We start from the raw sequence: 24,620 nt of genomic DNA on the forward strand, positions 1-24,620 counted from the left end.
GCGGCGAACGTCCAGAGCCAAGCCGCCCAGAGCTGAACGTCCAGAGGCGAGACGCCCAGAGCCGAGCCGCCCAGAGCTTTGTGCAACTAGTTGCAGAGAAAGTCCGCCGCCCCCTACCGTTGGGTAACAAATCCTGACCGGAGGCGTCGATGACTGCTGCGTACCCCCACCTGCTGGCCCCGCTCGACCTGGGCTTCACCACGCTGCGGAACCGAGTGGTGATGGGTTCCATGCACGTCGGCCTGGAGGAGGCCGCGAACGGCTTCGAGCGGATGGCCGCGTTCTACGCGGAGCGCGCCCGCGGCGGCGTCGGCCTGATCGTCACCGGCGGCATCGCGCCCAACGAGGCGGGGCGGCCGTGGTCCGGCGGCGCCAAGCTCACCACCGAGCAGGAGGCCGCCGAACACCGCGTGATCACCGACGCCGTGCATGCCGAGGGCGGCAAGATCGCCCTGCAGATCCTGCACTTCGGCCGCTACGCGTACCACCAGGACCTGGTCGCCCCGTCCGCCCTGCAGGCCCCGATCAGCCCGTTCGTCCCGCACGAGCTGACCGAGGAGCAGATCGAGCAGACCATCGAGGACTTCGCGCGCTGCGCCGAACTCGCCCGCTCCGCCGGGTACGACGGCGTGGAGATCATGGGCTCCGAGGGCTACCTGATCAACGAGTTCATCGCCCGGCAGACCAATCACCGCACCGACGGCTGGGGCGGCTCGTACGAGAACCGGATGCGCTTCCCGATCGAGATCGTCCGCCGGGTGCGCGAGCGGGTCGGCGCGGACTTCATCCTGGTCTACCGGCTGTCCATGCTCGACCTGGTGCCCGGCGGCTCCACCTTCGACGAGGTCGTCCGGCTCGCGGAGGAGATCGAGGCGGCCGGCGCCACCATCATCAACACCGGCATCGGCTGGCACGAGGCCCGCATCCCCACCATCGCCACCTCCGTCCCGCGCGGCGCGTTCGCCTGGGTCACCAAGAAGCTGATGGGCAAGGTGGGCATCCCGCTGGTCACCACCAACCGGATCAACACCCCGGAACTCGCCGAGGAGTTGCTCGCCACCGGCCACGCCGACCTGGTCTCGCTGGCCCGCCCGATGCTCGCCGACGCCGCCTTCGTCAACAAGGCCGCCGCCGGAACCCCCGAGGCCATCAACACCTGCATCGGCTGCAACCAGGCCTGCCTCGACCACACCTTCAGCGCGAAGATCACCTCCTGCCTGGTCAACCCGCGCGCCTGCCACGAGACCGAACTCGTCCTCGCCCCCACCCGGTTGCGCAAGCGCATCGCCGTGGTCGGTGCCGGCCCGGCCGGCCTCGCGTTCGCCGTCTCGGCCGCCGACCGCGGCCACCGGGTCACCCTGTTCGACGCCGCGAGCGAGATCGGCGGACAGCTGAACGTCGCCCGCCGCGTCCCCAGCAAGCAGGAGTTCGACGAGACCCTGCGCTACTACCGGCACGAACTGGCGCGCACCGGCGTCGAGTTGCGCCTCAACACGCTCGCCGACGCGGACGCCCTGACCGGCTGGGACGAGGTCGTGCTCGCCACCGGCGTCACCCCGCGCGTTCCCGAGATCGACGGCATCGACCACCCCAGCGTGCTCGGCTACCTCGACGTGCTGCGCGACGGCGCCAAGGTCGGCGACCGCGTCGCCGTGATCGGCGCGGGCGGCATCGGCTTCGACGTGGCCGAATACCTCACCGACCCGGGCACCGACGACTTCCTCGCCAAGTGGGGCGTCGACGCCGAGCACACCACCCCCGGCGGCCTGACCGCTCCCACCCGCCCCGCCGTCCCGCGCAGCGTCCACCTGCTCCAGCGCAAGACCGGCAAGATCGGCGCCGGCCTCGGCAAGACCACCGGCTGGATCCACCGCACCGAACTGCGCCACCGCGGCGTCGTGATGGTCCCCGGCGTCGAGTACCGCCGCATCGACGACGCCGGCCTGCACCTGGTCGTGGACGGCACCGAACAGGTCCTCCCCGTCGACACCATCGTCCTCTGCGCCGGTCAGGAACCCCGTCGCGACCTCCTCGACGCCCTGCGCGAACGCGGCATCGACCCCCACTTGATCGGTGGCGCCGACCTCGCTGCCGAGCTCGACGCCAAGCGCGCCATCGACCAAGGCACCCGCCTGGCGGCGGCGCTCTGACTCCGCGTCAGTAGTTGGGTGGGCGGGTGGTCCGGTCGCAGGCAGTGCCGGGCCACCCGCAGGTGCATCGCGCCGGTCAGGAACCCCGTCGCGACCTCCTCGACGCCCTGCGCGAACGCGGTATCGACCCCCACCTGATCGGTGGCGCCGACCTCGCTGCCGAGCTCGACGCCAAGCGCGCCATCGACCAGGGCACCCGCCTGGCGGCGGCGCTCTGACGTCACGTCAGTAGTTGGGTGGGCGGGTGGCCCGGTCGCAGGCAGTGCTGGGCCGCCCGCAGGTGCATCGCGTCGGTCAGGAACCCCGTCGCGACCTCCTCGACGCCCTGCGCGAACGCGGTATCGACCCCCACTTGATCGGTGGCGCCGACCTCGCTGCCGAGCTCGACGCCAAGCGCGCCATCGACCAGGGCACCCGCCTGGCGACGGCGCTCTGACGTCACGTCAGTAGTTGGGTGGGCGGGTGGCCCGGTCGCAGGCAGTGCCGGGCCACCCGCAGGCGCATCGCGTCGGCCAGGTCCCGCGTCCAGCGGCCGGTCCGGCCGAGGAGGTTGTGCGGGGATTCCCCGAAGTCCGGGAGCCGGTCAGTCAGTTGAATGGTGCCGGAGCTGCCCGGCAGGTTCCCCCGGCAGCGCGGTCACCTCGTCGAACGGCACCGGCACCAGCCCGTCCGGTCGAGCGGCCCCGCCGCGCCGACCCCTCGTTCACGGCGGCCGGGACCGACCCGCCGGACCGCCTCTCGGCGCCCGCGCTCACCAGGTACATCCCCGTTCCGCGCACGCCGGCGGGCCTTCCCAACAACGACGGTCGGCCGTCAGCGGGACGTGCTGTGAGGCACCCCTCGCCCGCGGTCATGGCGCCTGTGGCCCAAGAAGGTTGACCATGGAGTCATGACTTCCACGCCCCGCCCGCCGCACGGCGATGGCCGACCGGATCCCACTGCCAGGACCACCACGCCCGACGGGGAGTCCGCTCCCGCCCGCGGGTACCTGCTGGACAACGCGCGTGCCGAGGCGGGTGAGCGATTCGTCTGGCTGGCCGAGCTGTTCGACGGTGTGACGCGCGGACACTTCGACCGGTTGGGGGTCGGGGCCGGTTCGCGCTGCTGGGAGGTGGGGGCCGGTGGCCCCGGCATCCCGGAGGCGCTCGCGGCGGCCGTCGGCCCGACCGGGCACGTGCTGGCCACGGACATCGACCCGTCGTGGCTGAAGACCGGCGAGGGGTACGAGGTGCGCAAGCACGACGTCGTCGCTGATCCGCCCCCGGAGCCGGGGACGTTCGACCTGGTGCACGCCCGGCTCGTGCTGGTCCATGTACCCGACCGGGCCCGGGCGTTGGCCACGATGGCGGCAGCGCTGAAGCCCGGCGGCTGGCTGCTGATCGAGGACGCCGACACCGCCCTGCAACCACTGGCCTGCCTGGACGAGAGCGGCCCCGCACAGCGGCGGGCCAACCGACTGCGCGACGCCGTCCGGGAACTGCTGGCACGCCGGGGCGCCGACCTGCGCTACGGCCGGACACTGCCACGGGCGCTGCGCGAGGCCGGCCTGGTGGACGTCGCCGCCTCGGGCACCTTCCCGGTCGGCGGCCCGGCCTGCGACCGGCTGGAGGCCGCGACCATCCGCCACGTGCGTGGGGAACTGCTCGCGGCCGGCCTGACCGACGACGCCGAGATCGACGCACACCTGGCCGCCATCGCCGCGGGCGAACTCGACCTGACACTCGCACCGCTCATCTCGGCCTGGGGACGCCGCCCGGCAGCCGGTTAGGCACGGATCCAGGCGCTGCCCGACCTGCCCGACCTGCCCGCAGCGCCGTTCGCCGAGGGACACCGGGCACCGTCGTCCGAGCGGAGGGCGGTGCCCGCCGGCGCATCGTCCCCGCGTCCGGCCGCGCCCGGCCTCCGCGAGCGGGCTGCGGGCCTCGACTTCGCCGTCCGTCACTGGGCACGGCGAGGCGGCGCAGCCGCGGGTGCGAGGTGACCCTGGCGCACCCACTCCGCCCGAGACCGACGCCCGCGCCCCCGAAACCGGCACCCACTCCGCCCGAGGCCGGCGCCAACGAGCCCTCCCCGCCCCGCTTTTCGCGCGGTGAGCGCACTCAGCCCGTCGCGTGGTCCACTTCACAGGCCCGAGCGTTGTGCGGTGGCGTACAGCGCGCCTAAGCTCTCGTTATACGCAGTCGCACAATGCGAGAAGGGCATCGCCATGTCGTTCGGTTTCATCGCGTTCCACTACCCGAAGCCGGAGTACGTCGAGGAGTTCGTCGGCCGCTGCCACCAGGTCCGTGCAGTGCTGGGCAAGCAGCCGGGGCTTCTGCGGGTCGAGGTCTGGGTCACCCCCGAGGGCGACGCCGTCGTCACCACGGGCGCGTTCGAGTCCCAGCAGGCGTTCCAGGACGCGTTCGCCGCCGTGGGCCGCGAGTGCGGTGAGGCGGTGGTGTTCGACGAGCGCGAGGTGAAGCCCCGCGAGGTCCACGCCCTGTTGTCGCGCTGAGCGGCGGCCGGGCCGGCGGACGCCGTCAGGCCGCAGCCCCCTCCGGCCTGCCGGTCCGAGGGGGCTGCGGGCATGTGCGGTGCGTCAGTACAGCGAGACGCCGTACGCCGCGGCCGCCGCCGTGACGGGCTGGAAGAACGTGGTGCCGCCGGTGGTGCAGTTGCCGCTGCCGCCGGAGGTGAGGCCGAGGGCCTTGGTGCCGTCGTAGAGGGGGCCGCCGGAGTCGCCGCCCTCGGCGCAGACGTTGGTCTGGATCAGGCCGCGGACCGTGCTGCCGTCGGAGTAGCGGACGGTGGTGTTCAGGGCGGTGACGGTGCCGCCGTGGGTGCCGGTGGTGGAGCCGGTGCGCTTGACGGACTCGCCGACGTACGCGCTGGCCGCCGAGTAGCCGCCGGGGTGGCTGGCCGAGGCGCTGCTGTACTTCACCAGCGCGTAGTCGGTGCCCGGGAAGTTGGAGCTGACGGTGGTTCCGACCGTGGTGCTCTGGCCGGAGTTGCTGTACCAGGTGCCGGCGAGGTTGCCGCAGTGCCCGGCGGTCAGGAAGTAGTAGACGCCGCCCTTGACCACGTTGAAGCCCAGCGAACACCGGTAACCGCCACCGTAGATGGCCGCGCCGGCCGAAAGCAGCGGGTTGAACGTTCCTGCTGTGCGCTCGATCCTGAGGTGCTGCGTCCCGGCGGCCTTGCCGAGCTTGGCGAGCGCGGCGGGGCTGACGCTGCTGTCGGCCGTCACGACGACCTGGCCGGTGGCCTGGTCGGTGTGCCAGGCGATGCCGTTGACCCCGGTCTGCTCGACCGCGTTGCTGACCTGGGCCAGCGTGCCGGCGTCGGCAGCGGGGGCGGCCGCGATCGCGCTCGGCGCCGCGAGGGCGGTCGCCGCGGCGAGGGCGACGGTGACGGCGAGCAGGCGTCCGCGGGTGCGGGACGGGGGCGTGGGGGTGGTGCGCGTGGTCCTCACAGTTCTCCTCCTGAGGGGTGGGGGAGGCCCGGACAACTGACGGGCCGTGAGGCGCGGGCAGGCGGAGATCGCGGACCGGTCGACTCCCGGCCCCAGTTCTGATCTGCCCCTGACAAGCGCTATCCGGGAGTATTTCGCCAGGAGTTGGAGCGGCACAAGACCCCCGACCGCGCTTTCCCGACGCCCCCATCGCTGCCCACCGCGGCGCCGAGGCATGCGCGGCGACGCGCGGCCCGTACGATCGGCCGCATGTCACTGCCGCACGCGATCCTCACCGCCCTGCTGGAGAAGCCGTCCTCGGGGCTGGAGTTGACCCGGCGGTTCGACCGGTCGATCGGGTTCTTCTGGTCGGCGACGCACCAGCAGATCTACCGCGAGCTGGGGCGGCTGGAGCGCGAGGGACTGGTGCGGGCCTCGGGGCCGGGGGCGGGGCGCGGGCAGCGCAAGGAGTACGAGGTGCTGCCGGCGGGGCGGGAGCGGCTGCGCGAGTGGGTCGGGCAGGCGCAGGACCCGAAGCCGATCCGGGACCCGCTGCTGCTGCGGCTGCGCGCCGCGGCGGTGCTCGGCGTGGACGGCCTGGAGGCGGAGCTGGCGCGCCACCGGGAGCTGCACCGGGCCCAGTTGGCGGAGTACCTGGAGATCGAGGCCCGCGACTTCCCGCCGGAGCGGGCGGAGACGGAGAACCGCCTGCAGCACACGGTGCTGCAGGCGGGCATCCAGCTGGAGTCGTTCTGGCTGGCCTGGCTCGACCAGGCCCTGAACGGGATTCCGGAAGCGAAGAGTTGAGCGCGGCTCAGACCAGCCGCTCCAGATAGCCGTTGGTCACCAGCCAGCCGACGTTGATCCGCTCCGGCGCCCCGGGCACCAGCGCGGCGTCCAGCTGGTACTGGAGGCCGAGGCCGGGCTGCCCGAACCAGGGGGCGATCGGGCCGGAGTGCACGGTGAACGCCTTCAGCACCCGGTAGTCGTGGTAGTTGCAGCCCGCCGCCGGGTTGCCGTCGAGGCTGGACGGCGGGATCGAGCGGGTGGCGTACGGCAGGCCCTCGGGGGCGAGGAAGGAGCCGTACTCGCTGCCGTAGCGGTCGATCGCCTGGCCGGGGCTGAGGGTGGTGTTGTACTCGATGGGGGTGCCGTCGGGCGTCAGCAGGTAGCCGTTGGACGGCGGGTACTTCCAGCTGCCGGCCGCGCTGTCGTAGTACGTGTTCAGGAACTGCTGCTCGCTCATCAGCCCGGTGCGCAGGTAGCCGATCAGCTGGTGGCCGACCGCTCCGGCGTTGGGCAGCTGGGCGGGGCCGAGCCGGGAGTCGCCGTGCTGGAAATCGGCGGAGCACTCGGTGGTGACGGTGATCCGCAGCTCGGTGGGGGTCGCGGCGGACGCGACCGGCGCGGCGGTGGCGAGCAGGGCGACGGTGGCGACGAGCGGGGCGAGGAACTGGCGCAGGCGCACGGACACTCCGGTGGGAGGTGGACGGCAGGGAGGGCGCAGCGGCGCGGCCGGTGACGGTCCGCGCCCGAGGGCGTGCATCAGGTAAGCGGAATGCCTGACCATCAGTCAACTCTGCGTGTCCGATCAGCTGCCGAGAGTGTCGGCGTTTCGGTCAGTCGAGGGGGAATCCTGGCGGGAATAGGGCGGGGTGGCGTCTCGTTGCAGCGAGTGGTTGAATGTTGAATCAACCGAGAGGGAGTTGAGCGCGGTGCAGTTCGGCATTTTCAGCGTCGGTGACGTGACCACCGACCCGACCACCGGTCGGACCCCCAGCGAGGGGGAGCGGATCAAGGCGATCCTGGCGATCGCGCTCAAGGCGGAGGAGGTCGGCCTCGACGTCTTCGCCACCGGCGAGCACCACAACCCGCCATTCGTGCCGTCCTCGCCGACCACCATGCTCGGCTGGATCGCGGCGAAGACCGAGCGGATCGTGCTCTCCACCGCGACCACGCTGATCACCACCAACGACCCGGTGAAGATCGCCGAGGACTACGCGATGCTCCAGCACGTCGCCGACGGCCGGGTCGATCTGATGCTCGGCCGCGGCAACACCGGCCCGGTCTACCCGTGGTTCGGCAAGGACATCCGCCAGGGCATCCCGCTCGCCATCGAGAACTACGCGCTGCTGCACCAGCTCTGGCGCGAGGAGAACGTCGACTGGCAGGGCCGCTTCCGCACCCCGCTGCAGTCCTTCACCGCCACCCCGCGCCCGCTCGACGACACCCCGCCGTTCGTCTGGCACGGCTCCATCCGCAGCCCCGAGATCGCCGAACAGGCCGCCTACTACGGCGACGGCTTCTTCGCCAACAACATCTTCTGGCCCAAGGGCCACTTCCAGCGCCTGGTCGACCTCTACCGGACCCGCTACGCCCACTACGGCCACGGCACCCCCGAGCAGGCGATCGTCGGCCTCGGCGGGCAGGTGTTCATGCGCAAGAACTCCCAGGACGCCGTACGGGAGTTCCGCCCGTACTTCGACAACGCCCCGGTCTACGGGCACGGGCCCTCGCTGGAGGAGTTCACCGAGCAGACCCCGCTCACCGTCGGCAGCCCGCAGGAGGTCATCGAGAAGACCCTGACCTTCCGCGAGACCTTCGGCGACTACCAGCGCCAGCTGTTCCTGATGGACCACGCCGGCCTGCCGCTGAAGACCGTCCTGGAGCAACTCGACCTGCTCGGCGAGGAGGTCGTCCCCGTGCTGCGCAAGGAGTTCGCCAAGAATCGCCCCGCCGAGGTCCCCGACGGGCCCATCCACGCCGCGCTGGTGGCGGCACGTCGGAGCGGAGAGGTCGCCAAGTGAGCGCGCTGAAACTGGTCGTGGTGACGGCCGGACTCTCCGTCCCCTCCTCCACCCGGCTGCTCGCCGACCGCCTGGCCGGCGCCGCCGCCCGCGAACTGGGCGCCACCACCGGCGAACCGGGCGCCGCCGCCCGTGAACCGGGCGATGCCGGACGGGAGGTGGACGTCCGGGTGGTCGAACTGCGGGAACTCGCCCGGGACATCGCCGACAACCTGATCACCGGCTTCCCGCCGCCCGCGCTGCGCGACGCCGTCCGGGCGGTCGAGGAGGCGGACGGCCTGATCGCCGTCACGCCGATCTTCTCGGCCTCCTACAGCGGCCTGTTCAAGTCCTTCGTCGACGTCCTCGGCAAGGACGCGCTGACCGGCACGCCCGTGCTGATCGCCGCCACCGGTGGCACCGCCCGGCACAGCCTCGCCCTCGAACACGCGATGCGTCCGCTCTTCGCCCACCTGCGTGCCGTGGTCGTCCCCACCGCGGTCTTCGCCGCCTCCGAGGACTGGGGCGCGAACGGGGCCGACGGCTCGCTCGCCGGCCGGATCGACCGCGCCGCCCGCGAACTCGCGGCCCTGCTGGCCGGGCGGCCCGCCGCGACCCGGCAGGCCGAGCAGGTTGTGCCCTTCGAGCAACAACTCGCTGCGCTGCGAGCACACTGACGGGCCACCGCGCCCGTATCTTGCGACGAGCCCCCGGCGACCCGAGCCCCGGCAAGCCCCAAGGCCCAGCAAGCCCCAAGACCCCAGCGAACCCCCGAGAACGAGGAGCAGCGCCCGATGGAACCCCAGGTCACCGACAACACCGAGCAGTCCCGCTTCGAGATCAGCACCGACGCCGGACTGGCCGGATTCGCCGAGTACCAGCTCCGCGACGGCGGGCAGATCGCCTTCGTCCACACCGTCATCGACCCGGCCTTCGGGGGCCAGGGCCTGGGCGGCAAGCTGGCCCGCGCCGTCCTCGACACGGCGCGCGAGCGCGGCCTGGGCGTGCTGCCGTACTGCCCGTTCATCCGCGGCTGGATCGCCAAGCACCCCGAGTACGTCGACCTGGTGCCCGCCGACAAGCGCGCCAAGTTCGATCTCTGAGCCGTCGCGCGGACGACGGACGGCGGGTGCCGGGGACGAGACCGGCACCCGCCGTGGGACTTGCGGGACTTGACGGAATGTGTCGAACCGGGATTCACCGTGGACGAAAGGTTCCGGCAGAGCTATCGTCGCCCGTCGTGACCTTCTCCATCGTCGCTCGGCACGGAAACGCCTATGGCGTGGCCGTGGCCAGCAAGTTCCTCGCCGTCGGCGCCCTCGTTCCCGCCGCCGAGACCGGCACCGGCGCCCTCGCCACCCAGGCCTGGGCCAACCTCGCCTACCGCCCGCAGGGCATGGCCATGCTGCGCAGTGGCGCCTCGCCTGCCGACACCGTCGCGGCGCTGCTCGCCGCCGACGGCGGCCGGGTGCACCGCCAGCTCGGCGTGGTCGGCCCCGAGAGCGCCGTCAGCTGGACCGGCGAGGAGTGCCTGCCCTGGGCGGGCGGCGTGGCCGGCCAGGACTACGCGATCCAGGGCAACATCCTCGCCGGGCCCGAGGTGGTCCGCGACATGGAGTCCGCTTGGCTGGCCTCCGCCGAACTCCCGCTCGCCGACCGGCTGTTGGCCGCCCTCGCGGCGGGTGACGCGGCCGGTGGCGACTCCCGCGGCCGGCAGAGCGCCGCGCTGTACGCGGTCGAGCCCGGCAAGGGCGTCGGCGGCTGGGGCGACACCTCGCACGACCTGCGGGTCGAGGACCACCCGGACCCGGTCGGCGAACTGCGCCGCCTGCTCGCCCTGCACGAGATCCTGCACGGCACCCCGGACCCGGACTCGCTGCTGGCGCTCGACGGTGAACTCGCCGACGAGGTCGCCGCGTTGCTCGCCGCGCTCGGCCACGACGACCTCGACCGCTGGGCCGGGGTGGAGAACCTCGAGGGCCGCCTGGTCGCGGGCCGCATCGACCCGCTGGTGCTGAACCACCTGCGCACGGTCGCCGCGAGCTGATCCGGTCCCGGCCCGGCCGGGGCGTCAACTCCCCGGTGGCCGCCACCTCGTGCGGATCGATCGGCACGTGGTGGGCGGCCGCGGGGGAGCCGCCCCTGCTACCGGAGCAGCGCCTTGGCGAGGTCCGCCTCCAGGTCGGCCGGGTCCTCCAGGCCGACCGACAGGCGCAGCAGGGCGGGGACGGGCTTGTGGGCGGCGGCGACCGGGCGGTGGGTGAGCGAGGCCGGGTGCTGGATCAGGGTGTCCACGCCGCCGAGCGAGACCGCGTGGGTGATCAGCTCGCAGCGCTCGGCGATCGCCGCCGCGTGTTCGAAGCCGCCCGCCGCCTCGAACGCCAAGGTGCTTCCGCCGCCGAGGAGTTGACGTCCCAGCAGCGGGGAGCCGGAGCGCCCGGGGTAGTGCACGGCCGTCACCTCGGGCTGCTCGGCCAGCCAGTCGGCGAGCCGGGCGGCGCTCGCCGAGGCGGCGCGGACCCGCAGCGGCAGGGTCTGCAGGCCGCGGTGCAGCAGGTAGCCGGCCAGCGGGTGCAGGATCGCGCCGGTGACGGCGCGGACCCGGCGCAGCCGTTCGGCCCACTCGGTGGTGCAGGCGACCGCGCCGGCCAGCACGTCGCCGTGGCCGCCGATCGACTTGGTCGCGGAGTGCAGCACCAGCGCGGCGCCGAACTCGGCGGGGCGCTGCAGCACCGGAGTGGCGAAGGTGTTGTCGACCAACAGCGGTGCGTCGCCGCACTGTTGGGCGATCGCGGCCAGGTCGACCAGGTCCAGGGTGGGATTGCCGGGCGTCTCCACCAGGACGAGCCCGGTGTCGGCGCGGACGGCGTCGGCGACGGTGCCGGGGGTGGCCCAGGTGACTTCGGTGCCGAGCAGTCCGGAGTCCAGCAGGTGGTCCGAGCCGCCGTACAGCGGGCGCACCGCGACCACGTGCCGGCGGCCCTCCGCGGCGGCGGCCAGCAGGCAGGCGGTGAGCGCGGCCATGCCGGAGGAGAAGGCCACCGCCTGGGCGCAGCCCTCCAGTTCGGCCAGCGCCTGCTCGAAGCGGGCGACGGTGGGGTTCCACAGCCGCTGGTAGACCAGCCCACCCTCGGCGGGCGGCCGTCCGCCGGTGGCCAGCGCCTGGTAGGCGTCGCCGCCGGCGGCGAGGTCCGGCACGGGGTAGGTGGTGGACAGGTCGAGCGGGGGGACGTGCGTGCCGAGGCCGGCGAGGTCGTCGCGGCCGGCGTGCACGGCTCTGGTGTCGAGTCGGCTCATGGCCGTTGATGGTGAACTTGCCGCCGGGCGAAGGCCAGAGCGGTAATCGATCATTCGGTAGGGGCCGGGTGCGGTCTTGCGAATGTTCGACGCGGGCCGCCAGGCTGGTGCCGTGCCGAACATTCCACGGGCCCGCGCGGCGCTGGACGAGACCGACCGGGCGATCGTCCGGGCGCTGCTGGCGAACGCCCGGATGGCCAACAACGCGCTGGCCGAGCTGGTCGGGATCGCCCCGTCCACCTGCCTGACCCGGGTGCGGGCGCTGCGCGAGCGCGGGGTGATCCGCGGCTACCACGCGGAGGTGGACCTGCCGGCCGTCGGGCTGCCGCTGCAGGCGATGATCTCGGTGCGGCTGCGGGCACACACCCGGGAGCAGAACGGCAGCTTCCGCGCTGCCGCGCCGGACCTGCCCGGAGTTCTGGCGGTCTTCCACATGGCGGGCAGCGAGGACTACCTGCTGCACGTGGCAGTGGCCGACCCGGAGGCACTGCGCTGCTTCGTGGTGGAGCACCTGACGACCCACCCGGCGGTGGCGCAGACCCGCACCAACCTGGTGTTCGAGCGGATCCCGGGTACCGCGCCCGCGATCTGACGCCGGCCGGGGCCTGTCCGATCGATCGTGTCGGCCGCCAAGCCCAGGAGAAGCAGCTCAAGGAACTCATGACATTCCGACAGCTGGCCCTCTCCCGGCTCGCCGCTCAGCACCTGGAGATCGAACGTCCACCTGCCCAGTACGCAACACGGGCGCAGGCCCCCGCCCAAGCGGTCACGCAACTGCTGCCTGGCTAGTGCTGGAAGAGGACTTCCGGATTGTTCGGCGAGGGGCCGTCCAGCAGCGGACTGTGGATCCTCTTCAGCGTCTGGTCGAAGAACGCCGTCACGTACTCACGCGTGATCACGATTCCACGTTCGGAGTCGAGGGGCGGCGTCGGGAACCCGGCCTGCTCCAGAAGCACGTTCAGGTCGCTGAAGCTGAGGTGGTCGGCGCCGGCGACCGTCAGCCACTTCTTGTAGCCGCCGAGGGCGGCCCAGGGGCGCTCCCAATCGGTGTTGGTGGTCGTACCCAGCATGAGGAACGGCCGGTTGATCTGGCCGGGCGTCGGCTCCGGGTGGAAGGTGCCGTCCATGTTCACTCCGGCCCGTACTCGCGGGTCGGCGATCATCGTGGTGGCGGCCGCCGCTCCGCCGATGGAGTGTCCGGCCATGCCTATCTCGTGCTTGTCGATGAGGTGTGCCAGGCGCCACGCGGTATTGCCATGCGTCAACTGGTCGATCAAGAAGGACATGTCCAGCGCGCGGTTGGCGGGGATGGAGTTGATCCGCGTCGGGTCACCGCAGATCGCGCACGGCGACGTCTGGCCGTTCGCCAGCGTCTCGCCGCTGTCCTCGTAGGTGTCGCCGACGAGCGCGACGACGTAGCCGTGACTGGCCAGGTCGGTCGCGAGCGCCGTGAGCGTGATGCGCGGGTCCTCGTACGCGGGTGAGAGGACCACCAGCGGATACTTGCCGCGCTGCGGCCGCGCGCCGTCGAAGGCGTGAGTGGTGACGCTGGAAAGGGTCTGCGGGGTGACGCCGGAGCTCGCCGGCAAATTCTGCCGCTGGACGATTCCGGCTGCCTCGCCGAGGGTCATGTAAGGGGCCGGAGTCCCGGTCCCGGGGACGGCCGGGTAGACCATCGTGACGGTCAGTTGGCGGGGGCCGGACGACGGCACCCACGGGTCGGGACGGCTCGTGTCGGTGAGGTGGATGACCTCCTCGCCGGCGGCGTAGGGGCCGGTCGGCGCGGGGAGCGCGCCCTGGAAGGACCGCGGGGGCGCGGCAACAGCTGTGGCGGCGGTCGCGTGCACGGTGGAGGGCGGGGCCGTGGCGGCGAGTCCGGTGCCGGTCGCGGCCACTGATACGGCGAGACCCAGGATTGCGACAGCGCTGATACGGCGCTTGCGGTTCGAGGTGGTGTTCATGGGCACGATCCTGCCCGGTTCCGCCCTGACGCTCGATCATGCAGGCTTCCGTCTTGAGGGTGGTGCTGGATACACCCCGAGATCCCCCACTTCGCGCCCGGCCGGGAGTGCCGGCGAACCGTCCTCGTACTGGGTGTACTTGGATGGTTTGCCGGCACTCCCGTGGGGTCACCTCCTGGCCCGCCAGGGCTGGGGGTGGGGGCACCTCCCGGCCCGCCAGGGCTGGGGGCGGATGATCCGGCGTCGCGCGCCCGGCAAGATCGGCCGGGCAGGCCCTAACACACGCCGTCGGTCCGACCTGGCCTCAGGGGCCGGGCGGGGGTGGCGAGTTGTGGCCACTGTCCACCATCCGCCGCCGCATCCGGGGCCTTTCGGCCTTACCGTACTGGTTAACGGTAATCTGTCCGGTCCCTCCGGACGGGGCAGGGCTGCCGAGCCCCGACGCGGCCGCACGACGGCGCTCCCGCTCCGACCCGGTCGCCCCCGCTGTGAAGGGACCGACCATGGCTGTCGCGGACCCACCCCTGACCGTGCGGTACTGCCTGAGCCTGGCGACCGTGCCCGCGTCCGTGCCCGAGGCGCGTCGCAGTGTGCGCGCCGAACTGGCCGCCCGCGGCCTGGACGCGGACCATCCGCTGACCGACACCGTGCTGCTGGTGGTCAGCGAACTGGTCACCAACACGGTCCGGCACGCGGCCGTGCGATCGCCCCGCACCACACTCCAACTCGACTTCGAGGCAGATGAGTTGACGGTCCGGGTGCACGACCGGCACCCGCACTGCCCGCACCGCCCGCAGGCGCCGCACCCGGACGGCAGCGGCGGCTGGGGCCTGAACCTGGTGCACGAGCTGGCGCAGCTCGCCGGTGGCGGTACCGCGACGCTGGCCGATCCGGACGGCGGCGGCAAGACCATGGTGGTGCGGTTGCCGCTCTGTTGACGCGCCGGGGGAAGCCGGCGCGGGGCCGGCGCCGCGTCCCGGCGGGCGCCGGTTGGGAAGACGATCGGAGGACGACCCCGCGGCCCCACTCTGCTGCATGCACTCCGTTATTGCAAGTGACTCGCAATAAGTCCGGCGGTGCGCGCACCGGCCCTCAGCAGCGACGCAGCGCCCCCGGCACCCGCAGCGACTCCAGCGACGGACAGCCGTCCACCGCCATCAGCAGATCCGCCTCCGCCAGCAGCGACCGCAGCACATGCACCACCCCGGCCTCGCCGCCCAGCGCCAGCCCGTACACGTACGGCCGGCCCACCCCGACCGCCGTCGCACCCAGCGCCAGCGCCTTCACCACGTCCGCGCCGCTGCGCACACCCGAGTCGAACAGCACCGGCAGGCCGTCCGCCGCCGCCACCACCTCGGCCAACGACTCCAGCGCCGGCAGCCCGCCGTTCGCCTGCCGGCCGCCGTGGTTGGAGCAGTAGATCCCGTCCACGCCCGCGTCCTTCGCCCGCCGGACGTCCTCCGGGTGGCACAGGCCCTTCAGGATCAGCGGCAGCGAGGTCAGCGAACGCAGCCACGGCAGATCGTCCCAGGTCAACGGGTTGCCGAAGATCTGCACCCAGTCCATCACCGCGCCGCGCGGATCCCCGTCCGGGTCCTGGAGACGGGCCCGGAACACCGGGTCCGAGGTGTAGTTCGCCAGACAGTGCCCGCGCAGCTGCGGGAAACTCCCACTGCCCAGGTCACGCGGCCGCCAGCCCGTCACCCAGGTGTCCAGCGTCACCACGATGCCCCTGAACCCGGCCGCCTCCGCCCGGTGCACCAGCGACTCCGCAAGCGCCCGGTCGGTGGGCGTGTACAGCTGGAAGAAGCCCGGCGTGCCGCCCAGCTCCGCCGCCACCTGCTCCATCGGGTCCACCGACAGCGTCGACGCCACCATCGGCACCCCCGTACGGGCCGCCGCCCGGGCCGTCGCCAGATCCCCGTGCCCGTCCGGCGCGCACAACCCCAGCACCCCGACCGGGGCCAGGAACAGCGGCGACGCCAGCTCCAGACCGAACAGATCCACCCGCAGGTCCCGCTCCTTCGCGCCCACCAGCATCCGCGGCACCAGCCCCCAGCGCTCGAACGCCGCGACGTTCGCCCGCTGGGTGAGCTCGTCACCCGCGCCGCCCGCCACGTACGACCACAGGTCCGGCGCCAACGCCTGCTGCGCCCGCTCCGCCAGGCCCGCGAACGTCATCGGGTACTTCGGCGCGACACCGAACAGCGCCTCGAAGTAGATCTCGTTCTGGTAGTCGCCGAACTGCGGGGCCATCCGCGCTCCTCGAGGTGGTGATCGATGGTGGCGGCCACCCTCCATCCGCTACCGGCAGACGGTCAAGGGGGTGCCGCGCAGCACCAGCCGGGTCGGAACGGTCTCGGTGCGCGGCGGCGTCGCGTCCCCGTCCAGCCGGGCCAGCGCCAGCCGCACCGCCGCCGCACCCAACTCCGCCGGGGCCTGCGCGACCGCCGACAGCGGCGGATCCAGCACCTCCGCGAGCGGCAGATCGTCGAACGCCAGCAACGCGACCTCGCGACGGCCCGCCCGGCCCAGCGCCAGCACCGCACCCGTCGCCGCGCTCAGATGGGACGCGAACAGCGCCGTCGGCGCGTCCGGCAGCGCCAGCAGCCGCAGCACCGCACGCTCCGCGTCCGCCGCCGTGCGGGCCTCCGCGACAAGTGCGTCGTCGGGAGTGACGCCCGCCTCCGTCAGCGCGTCCCGGTAACCCGCCAGGCGCTCCCGGCGGGTGTACAGCTCCGGCGGCAGATCACCCAGGAACGCCACCCGGCGATGCCCCGCGCCCAGCAGATGGGCCACGCCCTCGCGGGCGCCCGCCCGGTTCGAGGACAGCACACAGTCCGTGTCCGGCCCCGGCCGGTCCACGAACACCAACGGCACCCCCGCCGCCCGGGCCTGCGCCAACGCCTCCCCGCCCGCCGCCGGCACCACCAGCAGCGCGGCCGTCCGACGCGCCAGAAAGACGCCCACCACCTCCGCCTCGCGCAGCGGATCACCGCCCGAACACCCCAGCAGCACCGTCAGCCCACGCGCCCGCGCCGCCTCCTCCACCCCGCCTGCCAGCGCCCCGAAGAACGGATTGCCCAGATCCGGCACCACCAGCCCCACCGTCGAATCCGGGCCGCCCGTCCGGATACTGCGCGCCAACAGGTTCGGCCGAAAGCCCGTCTGCCGGATCACCGCCAGCACCCGCTCCCGGGTCGCCGCCGCCACCGGCCCGTCCCCGTTCACCACCCGCGACACCGTCTTCGCACTCACCCCCGCCTCCCTCGCCACATCGTGCAAGGTCGAACGCCGCTCCATCCCCGTACCCCTCCCGTCCCGCTGCCCCACCGACCGTACCGCCGCCCTCCCGGCGGAAGATCCACCGGAGGTAGCCTGGCTGCGGGTGGTGACCATGCGAGCCAGCGACAACCCGACGTCCGGGACGACGATCCCCGAGGTCCCCTTCGCCGCGCCACCCGGCGCACCGACCGGCGTCGAAGTGATGACCCTCGCCGAACTGCGCGCCCGCCGCGCCACCGCCACCGACCGCGCCTTCCACCGCCCCCAGCGGCCCGCCTTCCACCACCTGCTCACCCTCGACCGCGGCACCCTCCACCACACCGTCGACTTCACCGAACACGCCGTCCACCCCGGCAGCTGGCTCTGGGTCCGGCCCGGACAGGTCCAGCAGTGGGGCGAACTCGGCGACGCCGACGGCACCCTCGTCCTCTTCGAACCCGGCTTCCCCGACCCCGCGACAGTCGCCGCCGCCCACCTCGACGACCCGTTCGCCGCCGCCGTCCTGCACACCACCGGCACCTCCCGCGACGCCCTGCGGCACGCGCTGCGCCACCTCCAACAGGAATACGCCGCCGGCGCCGACCTGCCCGCCGACATCCACCACGCCCTGCTCCGCCACCTGCTCGCCGCACTCCTGCTGCGCCTCGCCAACCCCGCGACCCCCTGCGGCACCACCACCGCCGAACCCGGCGAGACCTACCGCCGCTTCCGGCACGCCGTCGAACACCACTTCACCCGCACCCGCCGCGTCGAGGACTACGCAAAAGCCCTCGGCTACTCCCCGCGCACCCTCTCCCGCGCCACCCTCGCCGCCGCGGGCGTCGGCGCCAAGGAATTCGTCGACCGCCGCGTCGTCCTCGAAGCCAAACGCCTCCTCGCCCACAGCGACACCCCCGCCGCCCGCATAGCCGACCACCTCGGCTTCGCCGACGCCGCCAATTTCGCCAAGTTCTTCCACCAACGCACCGGCACCACCCCCATCGCCTTCCGCACCACAGTCCGAGGCACCACAGACGAGACGTAACCGGCCCCCGGTAGGGGCGCGCCTCCGCCGGGGGACGGGGGAGTTCGGAGGATCGCGCGGCCGTCCGCACGGCGGTCCGGCGAAGCGTGGACGAGATGTAACAGCCCCCGCCCGCGCGGCGTGGCCGGTCCGGCGGGGAGGGGGTGCGCCTCCGCCGGGGGAGGGGGTGTCTGGGGGATCGCGCGCCTTCTGCACGGCGGTCCGGCGAAGCGCGGACGAGACGTAACGACCCCCGCCCGTGCGGCGTGGCCGGTCCGGTGGACGGTGGGGTGCGCCTCTGGCGGGGAGGGGGTGTCCGGAGGGATCGAGCGTCTTCCGCACGGCGGTCCGGCGAAGCGCGCATGGGACGTGGCGGCGCCCGCAGCGTGGTCTGCCCGGTCGGTGGTGGCGGCGCTTCCGGCACGCATTTCTCGCCCGCGCAGCGTGGTCTGCCCGGTCGGCGGTGGGGCGGCGCTTCCGGCGCGCAGGTCTCGCCTGCGCGGCGTGGCCGGTTCGGTGGGTGGTGGGGGTGTGCCTCCGGCGGGGGAGGGGGATCGCGCGTGTACCGCGCGGCGGTCCGGCGAAGCGTGGACGGGACGTGGTGGCACCCGCAACGCGGGCTGCCCGGTCGGTGGTGGCGGCGCTTCCGGCCTGCAGCCCCCGCCCGCGCGGCGTGGCCTGTCCGGTCGGTGGTGGGGTGGCGGCTCCGGTCCTGCGGCCCTCGCTCGCGCAGCGTTGTCTTTGGTGCCCGACGGCGGTGGGGTGCTCGGGTGGGTGGGTGGGCAGGGCCGTGGGGTCAGAGGGCGGAGCGGATGCGGGCCGCCGTCTCGCTCGCGTGAGCGGCGTCGCGGTAGTGGGTGCGGGGCCAGAAGAAGCCGCGCAGCCCGTCCTTGGGGTTGCGGGGCACGATGTGCGTGTGCAGGTGGGGGACGGACTGGCTGATCCGGTTGTTGGCCGCGACGAAGCTCCCGGCCGCGCCCGTGCCCCGCTCGACCGCGGCCGTCAGCAGCCGGACCCGCGTGTAGTAGGGGCCGGTCTCCGCGTCGGTGAGGTCGGTCAGGGTGGGGACGTGGCGGCGTGGGATCACCAGCAGGTGGCCGGGGAACAGCGGCCGGTGGTCGAGGAAGGCGAGGACGACGTCGTCGGCGAGGACGGTCTCGACCGGCACCTCGCCGGCCGCGACCCGGCAGAACAGGCAGTCCATCGCCCCATCATGGCGTCCGGGGGCGGGGCGGGGCCCGCCCCGCGCGCCCCCCCCCGACCGGACGGAGGGGGCCCCGGCCGGGCGGGGGCCCACCCCGCCACCGGCAGACAACAAGGGCGGGGGGGGGGGGGGGGGGGGCGGGCCCCCGCGCCCCGCGCCCGCACCCCCCCCGCACAACCCTACCCACCCCCCCACGGGCCGCGGGGGGGGGCGCCCCGCGGCGCCCCCCCCCCCCGCCCCCGCAGGACGTCAGGCGTGCGCCCAGGACGGGACGGTGACCAGCGCGACCAGCTGCTCACTGCTGAGCGCCGGGGGGAATGCGGTGACCTGGTGGTCGGGCCCGTACGTCCAGATCTTGGCGGTGACCATGGTGCCGTCGGGGAGCAGCGCGCCCGCGATCCGCTCGGTGCCCTGGGTGTCCTTGGTGCCGTCGGGGCCGGGAACAGGGACCTCCTTGACGAAGCGCAGGGTTCCGTCCGGGGTCTGGCTGAAGCTCCCGTCGAACCCGAGGTTGCGGAACCTGGTGGCCGGTTCGACGGGGAAGCCGCGCTGCCAGCCGTGTTCGACGGAGACCACCAGTTGGCTGGTGTGGCCGCCGAGGGAGACCGTTCCGTGCACCCGTCCCGGGGTTTCCTGCGTGCCCGTGCCCGGGTCGAAGGTGGCCCCGGCGGGCAGCGCGGTGTGCAGGGCGGTGAGCACGGCGGGGCCGCCGACGGGGGCGGCGGGCGGCACGGTGGAGGCGGGAAGGACGGTGAAGGCCGGCCGCCAGGCGTCGGAGGTGGCCACGGCCAGCAGTCGTTCCCGGGTGAGTGGCGGCTGCTCGCGGGCCGGGTGGCCCGGGCGGCCGGAGGCGATCTCGGTGGCGCTGACCATCCGGCCGTCGGGGTCGGCGAACGTCACCGTCCAGCTGCGGTCGTCGCCGTCCCAGCGTGGGGCGGTCGCGGTGGTGACCAGGCGCGAGCCGTCCGGGCGGGTGGCGAGCTCGCAGGTGGCGGTCGGCCGGGCGAGGGTGTCGGGGCACTGCAGGGCGGCGGCACCGTCGCCGAGCGGGGTGGGCAGTCGGTCGATGGTCAGCAGTAGCCGGGCCGGACCGTTGCCGTCGTCGTAGTCCAGCCAGGCCATCGGGGTGTGGCCGGGCTGCAGATCGTCGGGGGAGGTGCCCGAGAGGTCGGTGACCCGGCCGTCGGCGGGCATCAGTGAGCTCAGGGTGTCGGACATGAACGTTTGGCCGACGGCCGTGGCGGCCGGTGCGGGGCGTGCCGGGGAGCGGTCGGGCAGCAGGGCCAGCGCGCACCCGGCCGCGGCGACCAGGGCGAGCGCCGAGGCCCCGGCCGCCCGGCGCCGCCGCACCCGGGTGCGGCCGCGGCGTTCGGCGGCCAGCGCGAACAGCTCGGTGGGCGGTTCGGGGGCGTGCGCGGCGGAGGCCCGCAGGGCGCGGGCGAAGTCCTCTTCGGAAGTCATCGGCATTCTCCGGAAACGGTGCGGAGGGAACGTGCGGCGGGAACGTGCGGAGGGAACGTCAGGGGAGGAGCTTGCCGAACTGCCCGCCTTGGTGGGCGCGCAGACGGCTCCGGGAGAGACGGAAGGAAACGTCAGGGCCGGACGAGCTCGTCGAACTGCTCGCCGAGGCGGCCGCGCAGGCGGCTGAGTGCGCGGGCGGCGCGGGAGCGAACGGCGCTCGGGGTGAGTCGCAGGGCGGTGGCGGTCTCCTCCACACCCAGGTCCTCCCAGTAGCGCAGGATGAGCACCGCCCGGTCCTGCTGCGGCAGTTCGGCGAGTGCCTGGAGCAGGGTCACGCGCAGCGCGGGGTCGGCGGCGGGCATGGCGGGCGTGGCGGACTCGGCGAAGGTGTCGGTGACGTGTTCGCGGCTGCTGCGCCGGCGCCGGTGGCTGAGGAAGGTGTTGACCAGGACGGTGCGGGCGTACCCGGCCGGGTTCGCCATCCGGGAGACCCGTCGCCAGCTGCCGTAGAGCTTGCCGAGTGCCTCCTGCGCGAGGTCCTCGGCGAGGTGGGCGTCGCCGCCGGTCAGCAGGTAGGCGGTGCGCACCAGGTGGCGGCTGCGGGCGGCAGCGAAGTCCCGGAACTCCGGGGGGCCGCCGTCGGCGCCGGTCGTCGTCGTGCTGTCCATGCCCCTCTAACGCGGTGGGACTTCACTCTTGTCGCACTGTCGAACAAACGCCGATCGATCATTTTTCAGCCGAACGGGGTGTCGGAACGGACAGAACGGGTCAAAGTGTGACGATGCCGTGGTGACCACCACCAGCGAGCCCAGTCAGGCCGCCCCGCCCGTCCTCGACCGGCGGCAGCGGAACGTCGTGTTCGGCACCATCGTGCTCGGCATGCTGCTGGCCGCCCTCGACCAGACCATCGTCGGCACCGCGCTGCCCACCATCGTCGCGGACCTCGGCGGCGCCGCGCACATGTCGTGGGTGGTGACGTCCTATCTGCTCGCGGAGACCGTCACCACGGCGCTGGTCGGCAAGTTCGGTGACCTGTTCGGCCGCAAGGTGGTCTTCCAGGTCTCCGCGATCGTCTTCATCACCGGCTCCTTCCTGTGCGGCCTCGCCACCAACATGACGCTGCTGATCGCCTGGCGGGCCGTGCAGGGCGTCGGCGCGGGCGGCCTGATGGTCACTTCGATGGCGCTGATCGCCGATGTCATTCCGCTGCGCGAACGCGGCAAGTACCAGGGCGCGATCGGCGCGGTGTTCGGTGTCGCCACCGTGATCGGCCCGCTGCTGGGCGGGCTGTTCACCGACCATCTGTCCTGGCGCTGGGCGTTCTACGTCAACGTGCCGATCGCCGTCCTGGTGGTGATCGCTGCCGCCCGTTCCATCCCGGTGGTGCGCTCCGCCGCCCGCCCGGTGATCGACTACCTGGGCATCGTGCTGGTCGCGATCGGCGCCAGCGCCCTTATTCTGGCGACCAGTTGGGGCGGCAACGAGTACGCGTGGAGCTCGCCCGTCATCATCGGCCTGTTCGTCGGCGGTGTGGTCGCGCTCGGCCTGTTCTGCTGGGTGGAGACCCGCGCCGCCGAACCCACCCTGCCGATGCGGCTGTTCCGCAACCAGGTGTTCACGGTCTGCTCGGTGCTCAGTTTCATCGTCGGCTTCGCCATGCTCGGCGCGATGACCTTCCTGCCGACCTTCCTGCAGTACGTGGACGGCGACTCGGCGACCGTCTCCGGCGTGCGGACCCTGCCGCTGGTGCTCGGCCTGCTGATCGCCTCCGTGTTCAGCGGCAACACGGTGTCCAAGACCGGCCAGTACCGGATCTTCCCGATCGTCGGCTCGCTGGTGATGGCGCTCGGCCTGTACCTGCTCTCGCTGCTGAACGCCGGCACCAGCGCCTGGCTGGCCAGCCTCTACATGTTCGTGCTCGGCACCGGCATCGGCCTGTGCATGCAGGTGCTCACCATCGCCGTGCAGAACACCGTCGACTACGCCGACCTCGGCACCGCCACCTCCGGCGTCACCTTCTTCCGCACCCTCGGCTCCTCGTTCGGCACCGCCGTGTTCGGCACCATCTACACCAACGCGCTGCGGACCAACCTGGCCGACGGCGTCGCCGCGGCCGCCCGGGCCACCGGTGAGAGCCCCGAGCAGCTCGCCGTCCGCGCGCAGAGCCCGCACGGCGTCCAGGGGCTGCCGCCGGCCGCGGCCGAACCGGTCATCGGGGCGTACGCGGACTCGCTGCACACCGTGTTCCTGTGGACGGTGCCGGTGGCGCTGCTCGGCTTCGTGGTCGCGCTCTTCCTCAAGCAGGTCGAACTCCGCGACTCGGCCCGCGCCACCTGCACCGACATGGGCGAGGGCTTCGCGCAGCCCTCCTCCGGCGACTCCGCCAAGCTGCTCGAACTCTCCGTCGCCAAACTCCTCGGCGGCGTCGGACTGGACACCGCCCGGCAACTCGTTCAATCCTCCGGCACCCGGCTCGACATGGCCGGCGCCTGGGCCGTCATGCAGGTCGATCTGTTCACCCGCAGCGTCGGCCACGCCACCCTCAACCTGATCGCCGCCCGCCGCCGGATCCCCCCGGAGGTCCTCCAGCCGGTGTTCGACCGGATGGTCGCCGAAGGGTTCCTGGAGGCCCACGGGGGTTTCTACGCGCACACCGAGGCCGGCGAGCGGGAAGCCGCGACGATCAACCGCGCCTGGTCCCAGTGGCTGTGCCACCGCCTGGAGCAGGACATCGGCCGCCCCCGCAGCGCCGAACTGCGGGCCGCCGCCGACACCATCGCCAAACGCATGATCGCCGAGGACCTCGCCGAAGGGTTTCCGCAGAGCGGCGCGCCGGCCCGTCTCTGACTGCCCGGCCACGGCGATCGGCCGTCGTTTCATGTGAATGTCGGCCCGCTTGTCTTTGTTTCCCAGGTTTCGAGGCGGTTCGGATCATGCCGCCCCATAAACTGACCCCCATGCTCCTGTACGCCCCCGCGATCTTCTTCCTGCTCCTGACCGCCGTCGGCGTACAGCGCGACCGGCGCCGTTTCAGAAACGCCGTGTACCTCGGACTCGCCGTCACCTTCCTGGCCTTCGCCCTGCTCGTCACCCTCGGCAGGACCGGCTCCGTCTTCGTCGAAGTCTTCCTGATCGCGGTCGTCCTCTCTCCCACCGTCGCCACCTTGGTGCTCTCCGGCCTGCTGATCTCCAACGGTTTCAAGATGATCCGCAAGGAAGGCCGACGGCTCGCCAATCTGCTGTCGCTGCTCTGCGGCCTCGGCATCCTGGTGGTCGTCGCCCTGCTGATCGCCGCCAGCCAGGCCGACTCGCAGATCCTCGCGGTGATCGCCCGCACCGTCTTCCTGCTCGCCTGCTACCTGTCCTTCCTCTTCCTCTGCTTCATCGGATACGCCTACCTGTACGGCCGGCTGATCCCGCGTCAGGACGTGGACTACGTCGTCGTCCTCGGCTCCGGACTGCTCGGCGGCACCCGCGTCCCGCCGCTGCTGGCCAGCCGCCTCGAACGCGGCCGCGCCCTGTACGAGCGCCAGGCCGCGAACGGCCGCCCGCCGCTGCTGATCGTCTCCGGCGGCCAGGGCCCCGACGAACAGCTCCCCGAAGCCCACGCGATGGCCGCCTACCTCACCGACCGCGGCTTCCCCGCCGACCGGATCCTCCTGGAGGACCGCTCCCGCACCACCGAGGAGAACCTCCGCTTCTCCCGCGAGCTGATGACCGCCGCCAACCCCGCCTACCGCTGCATCGTGGTCACCAACAACTTCCACGCCTTCCGCGCCGCCCTCCTGGCCCGCCAGGAATCCCTCAACGGCCAGGTCGCGGGCTCCCCGACCGCCGCCTACTTCTGGCCCAGCGCCACCATCCGCGAGTTCGTCGCCGTGCTCGCCACCCACAAGTGGATCAACCTGACGGTCTGCGGGCTGCTCTCCCTGGTCTCCGTCACCGCTTAGGGCGTCCGCCAGTAGGTGCTGGCAGCAGGGCAGGCACGGTTCACCCGATCATGGAGTTCTCTACGCTTCATGATCACCGGGGGATCCGTGCCT

Annotated in this window: 23 protein-coding genes and 1 pseudogene; 15 read left to right on the plus strand and 9 right to left on the minus strand. The window is 72.8% G+C overall.

The features are described from left to right. Window positions 1-149 precede the first annotated feature (149 nt). The 5 genes from ACZ6R9_RS15710 to ACZ6R9_RS15730 all read left to right on the plus strand — a co-directional run bounded on the left by ACZ6R9_RS15710 (window position 150) and on the right by ACZ6R9_RS15730 (window position 4,644). Complete coding sequence (locus ACZ6R9_RS15710) at window positions 150-2,150, plus strand: oxidoreductase (RefSeq protein ID WP_465538547.1); 2,001 nt, start codon at window positions 150-152, stop codon at window positions 2,148-2,150. A 26-nt stretch (window positions 2,151-2,176) separates the two neighbouring features. Then, window positions 2,177-2,368 carry a hypothetical protein gene (locus ACZ6R9_RS15715; RefSeq protein ID WP_465538548.1) on the plus strand — a complete coding sequence of 64 codons (192 nt, stop codon included), beginning with the start codon at window positions 2,177-2,179 and terminating at the stop codon, window positions 2,366-2,368. A 26-nt stretch (window positions 2,369-2,394) separates the two neighbouring features. Continuing rightward, complete coding sequence (locus tag ACZ6R9_RS15720) at window positions 2,395-2,586, plus strand: hypothetical protein (protein ID WP_465538569.1); 192 nt, start codon at window positions 2,395-2,397, stop codon at window positions 2,584-2,586. A gap of 453 nt (window positions 2,587-3,039) precedes the next feature. After that, window positions 3,040-3,918 (plus strand): methyltransferase domain-containing protein, encoded by an 879-nt coding sequence (locus ACZ6R9_RS15725; protein ID WP_465538549.1) that lies wholly within the window; start codon window positions 3,040-3,042, stop codon window positions 3,916-3,918. Window positions 3,919-4,356: 438 nt separating this feature from the next. After that, on the plus strand, window positions 4,357-4,644 hold the full coding sequence (locus ACZ6R9_RS15730; protein WP_380477863.1) for an antibiotic biosynthesis monooxygenase: 288 nt from the start codon (window positions 4,357-4,359) through the stop codon (window positions 4,642-4,644). A gap of 84 nt (window positions 4,645-4,728) precedes the next feature. Here the strand turns inward: ACZ6R9_RS15730 and ACZ6R9_RS15735 are convergent, their stop codons facing one another. Beyond that, window positions 4,729-5,601 carry a S1 family peptidase gene (locus ACZ6R9_RS15735; RefSeq protein WP_465538550.1) on the minus strand — a complete coding sequence of 291 codons (873 nt, stop codon included), beginning with the start codon at window positions 5,599-5,601 and terminating at the stop codon, window positions 4,729-4,731. 249 nt (window positions 5,602-5,850) lie between these two features. On the opposite strand from ACZ6R9_RS15735, the gene ACZ6R9_RS15740 reads away from it, so the two are divergent. After that, window positions 5,851-6,387, plus strand: coding sequence for a PadR family transcriptional regulator (locus ACZ6R9_RS15740; protein ID WP_465538551.1), 537 nt, complete (start codon window positions 5,851-5,853; stop codon window positions 6,385-6,387). 7 nt (window positions 6,388-6,394) lie between these two features. Here the strand turns inward: ACZ6R9_RS15740 and ACZ6R9_RS15745 are convergent, their stop codons facing one another. Next, window positions 6,395-7,048: a TNT domain-containing protein gene (locus ACZ6R9_RS15745; RefSeq protein ID WP_380477857.1), complete on the minus strand. Its 654-nt coding sequence runs from the start codon at window positions 7,046-7,048 to the stop codon at window positions 6,395-6,397. Window positions 7,049-7,295: 247 nt separating this feature from the next. Between ACZ6R9_RS15745 and ACZ6R9_RS15750 the strand changes: the two genes are divergently transcribed. From ACZ6R9_RS15750 to ACZ6R9_RS15765, 4 genes and pseudogenes are all read left to right on the plus strand, one after another. After that, complete coding sequence (locus ACZ6R9_RS15750) at window positions 7,296-8,387, plus strand: LLM class flavin-dependent oxidoreductase (RefSeq protein ID WP_465538552.1); 1,092 nt, start codon at window positions 7,296-7,298, stop codon at window positions 8,385-8,387. A 5-nt stretch (window positions 8,388-8,392) separates the two neighbouring features. Further along, a complete protein-coding gene (locus tag ACZ6R9_RS15755) occupies window positions 8,393-9,043 on the plus strand; it encodes an FMN reductase (protein WP_465538567.1) in 651 nt (216 codons plus the stop codon). Between the two features lie 111 nt (window positions 9,044-9,154). Further along, window positions 9,155-9,469 (plus strand): annotated as a pseudogene (locus tag ACZ6R9_RS15760) (GNAT family N-acetyltransferase); the annotation flags it as partial. A gap of 137 nt (window positions 9,470-9,606) precedes the next feature. Then, the gene (locus tag ACZ6R9_RS15765; protein WP_380477849.1) at window positions 9,607-10,413 is read left to right on the plus strand and encodes a DUF1028 domain-containing protein; all 807 of its coding nucleotides are present in this window, start codon (window positions 9,607-9,609) and stop codon (window positions 10,411-10,413) included. 98 nt (window positions 10,414-10,511) lie between these two features. Here the strand turns inward: ACZ6R9_RS15765 and ACZ6R9_RS15770 are convergent, their stop codons facing one another. After that, window positions 10,512-11,663 (minus strand): trans-sulfuration enzyme family protein, encoded by a 1,152-nt coding sequence (locus tag ACZ6R9_RS15770; protein ID WP_380477848.1) that lies wholly within the window; start codon window positions 11,661-11,663, stop codon window positions 10,512-10,514. A gap of 112 nt (window positions 11,664-11,775) precedes the next feature. Between ACZ6R9_RS15770 and ACZ6R9_RS15775 the strand changes: the two genes are divergently transcribed. After that, on the plus strand, window positions 11,776-12,255 hold the full coding sequence (locus ACZ6R9_RS15775; RefSeq protein WP_380477846.1) for an Lrp/AsnC family transcriptional regulator: 480 nt from the start codon (window positions 11,776-11,778) through the stop codon (window positions 12,253-12,255). 193 nt (window positions 12,256-12,448) lie between these two features. On the opposite strand, the gene ACZ6R9_RS15780 is transcribed toward ACZ6R9_RS15775, so the two are convergent. After that, on the minus strand, window positions 12,449-13,624 hold the full coding sequence (locus tag ACZ6R9_RS15780; RefSeq protein WP_465538553.1) for an alpha/beta hydrolase family protein: 1,176 nt from the start codon (window positions 13,622-13,624) through the stop codon (window positions 12,449-12,451). A gap of 503 nt (window positions 13,625-14,127) precedes the next feature. Here ACZ6R9_RS15780 and ACZ6R9_RS15785 point away from each other — a divergent pair. After that, window positions 14,128-14,562 (plus strand): ATP-binding protein, encoded by a 435-nt coding sequence (locus tag ACZ6R9_RS15785; RefSeq protein ID WP_380477842.1) that lies wholly within the window; start codon window positions 14,128-14,130, stop codon window positions 14,560-14,562. 154 nt (window positions 14,563-14,716) lie between these two features. Here the strand turns inward: ACZ6R9_RS15785 and ACZ6R9_RS15790 are convergent, their stop codons facing one another. After that, a complete protein-coding gene (locus tag ACZ6R9_RS15790; protein WP_380477840.1) occupies window positions 14,717-15,880 on the minus strand; it encodes an alpha-hydroxy-acid oxidizing protein in 1,164 nt (387 codons plus the stop codon). A 48-nt stretch (window positions 15,881-15,928) separates the two neighbouring features. Further along, window positions 15,929-16,927 (minus strand): LacI family DNA-binding transcriptional regulator, encoded by a 999-nt coding sequence (locus tag ACZ6R9_RS15795; protein ID WP_465538554.1) that lies wholly within the window; start codon window positions 16,925-16,927, stop codon window positions 15,929-15,931. Between the two features lie 94 nt (window positions 16,928-17,021). Between ACZ6R9_RS15795 and ACZ6R9_RS15800 the strand changes: the two genes are divergently transcribed. After that, window positions 17,022-17,933, plus strand: coding sequence for a helix-turn-helix domain-containing protein (locus ACZ6R9_RS15800; RefSeq protein ID WP_380477837.1), 912 nt, complete (start codon window positions 17,022-17,024; stop codon window positions 17,931-17,933). Between the two features lie 775 nt (window positions 17,934-18,708). On the opposite strand, the gene ACZ6R9_RS15805 is transcribed toward ACZ6R9_RS15800, so the two are convergent. From ACZ6R9_RS15805 to ACZ6R9_RS15815, 3 genes are all read right to left on the minus strand, one after another. Continuing rightward, a complete protein-coding gene (locus ACZ6R9_RS15805; RefSeq protein ID WP_465538555.1) occupies window positions 18,709-19,116 on the minus strand; it encodes an HIT family protein in 408 nt (135 codons plus the stop codon). 249 nt (window positions 19,117-19,365) lie between these two features. Next, entirely contained in the window at window positions 19,366-20,577 is a 1,212-nt protein-coding gene (locus tag ACZ6R9_RS15810; protein ID WP_465538556.1) for a hypothetical protein, read from the minus strand. 131 nt (window positions 20,578-20,708) lie between these two features. Beyond that, a complete protein-coding gene (locus tag ACZ6R9_RS15815) occupies window positions 20,709-21,245 on the minus strand; it encodes a SigE family RNA polymerase sigma factor (protein ID WP_380488458.1) in 537 nt (178 codons plus the stop codon). A gap of 121 nt (window positions 21,246-21,366) precedes the next feature. On the opposite strand from ACZ6R9_RS15815, the gene ACZ6R9_RS15820 reads away from it, so the two are divergent. Further along, complete coding sequence (locus ACZ6R9_RS15820) at window positions 21,367-23,424, plus strand: MDR family MFS transporter (RefSeq protein ID WP_465538557.1); 2,058 nt, start codon at window positions 21,367-21,369, stop codon at window positions 23,422-23,424. Between the two features lie 110 nt (window positions 23,425-23,534). Further along, window positions 23,535-24,527, plus strand: a complete 993-nt coding sequence (locus ACZ6R9_RS15825) for a YdcF family protein (RefSeq protein WP_380488461.1) — start codon at window positions 23,535-23,537, stop codon at window positions 24,525-24,527. Window positions 24,528-24,620: the final 93 nt, after the last annotated feature.

The sequence above is a fragment of the Kitasatospora sp. NPDC048662 genome (assembly GCF_055587065.1).

Bases quoted from the DNA above. Each gene is read 5' to 3' on its own strand.
- ACZ6R9_RS15710 (WP_465538547.1), top strand. From the start codon at position 150: ATGACTGCTGCGTACCCCCACCTGCTGGCCCCGCTCGACCTGGGCTTC.
- ACZ6R9_RS15725 (WP_465538549.1), top strand. From the start codon at position 3,040: ATGACTTCCACGCCCCGCCCGCCGCACGGCGATGGCCGACCGGATCCC.
- ACZ6R9_RS15730 (WP_380477863.1), top strand. From the start codon at position 4,357: ATGTCGTTCGGTTTCATCGCGTTCCACTACCCGAAGCCGGAGTACGTC.
- ACZ6R9_RS15740 (WP_465538551.1), top strand. From the start codon at position 5,851: ATGTCACTGCCGCACGCGATCCTCACCGCCCTGCTGGAGAAGCCGTCC.
- ACZ6R9_RS15770 (WP_380477848.1), bottom strand. From the start codon at position 11,663: ATGAGCCGACTCGACACCAGAGCCGTGCACGCCGGCCGCGACGACCTC.
- ACZ6R9_RS15780 (WP_465538553.1), bottom strand. From the start codon at position 13,624: ATGAACACCACCTCGAACCGCAAGCGCCGTATCAGCGCTGTCGCAATC.
- ACZ6R9_RS15785 (WP_380477842.1), top strand. From the start codon at position 14,128: ATGGCTGTCGCGGACCCACCCCTGACCGTGCGGTACTGCCTGAGCCTG.
- ACZ6R9_RS15790 (WP_380477840.1), bottom strand. From the start codon at position 15,880: ATGGCCCCGCAGTTCGGCGACTACCAGAACGAGATCTACTTCGAGGCG.
- ACZ6R9_RS15795 (WP_465538554.1), bottom strand. From the start codon at position 16,927: ATGGAGCGGCGTTCGACCTTGCACGATGTGGCGAGGGAGGCGGGGGTG.
- ACZ6R9_RS15800 (WP_380477837.1), top strand. From the start codon at position 17,022: ATGCGAGCCAGCGACAACCCGACGTCCGGGACGACGATCCCCGAGGTC.
- ACZ6R9_RS15805 (WP_465538555.1), bottom strand. From the start codon at position 19,116: ATGGACTGCCTGTTCTGCCGGGTCGCGGCCGGCGAGGTGCCGGTCGAG.
- ACZ6R9_RS15810 (WP_465538556.1), bottom strand. From the start codon at position 20,577: ATGACTTCCGAAGAGGACTTCGCCCGCGCCCTGCGGGCCTCCGCCGCG.
- ACZ6R9_RS15815 (WP_380488458.1), bottom strand. From the start codon at position 21,245: ATGGACAGCACGACGACGACCGGCGCCGACGGCGGCCCCCCGGAGTTC.
- ACZ6R9_RS15825 (WP_380488461.1), top strand. From the start codon at position 23,535: ATGCTCCTGTACGCCCCCGCGATCTTCTTCCTGCTCCTGACCGCCGTC.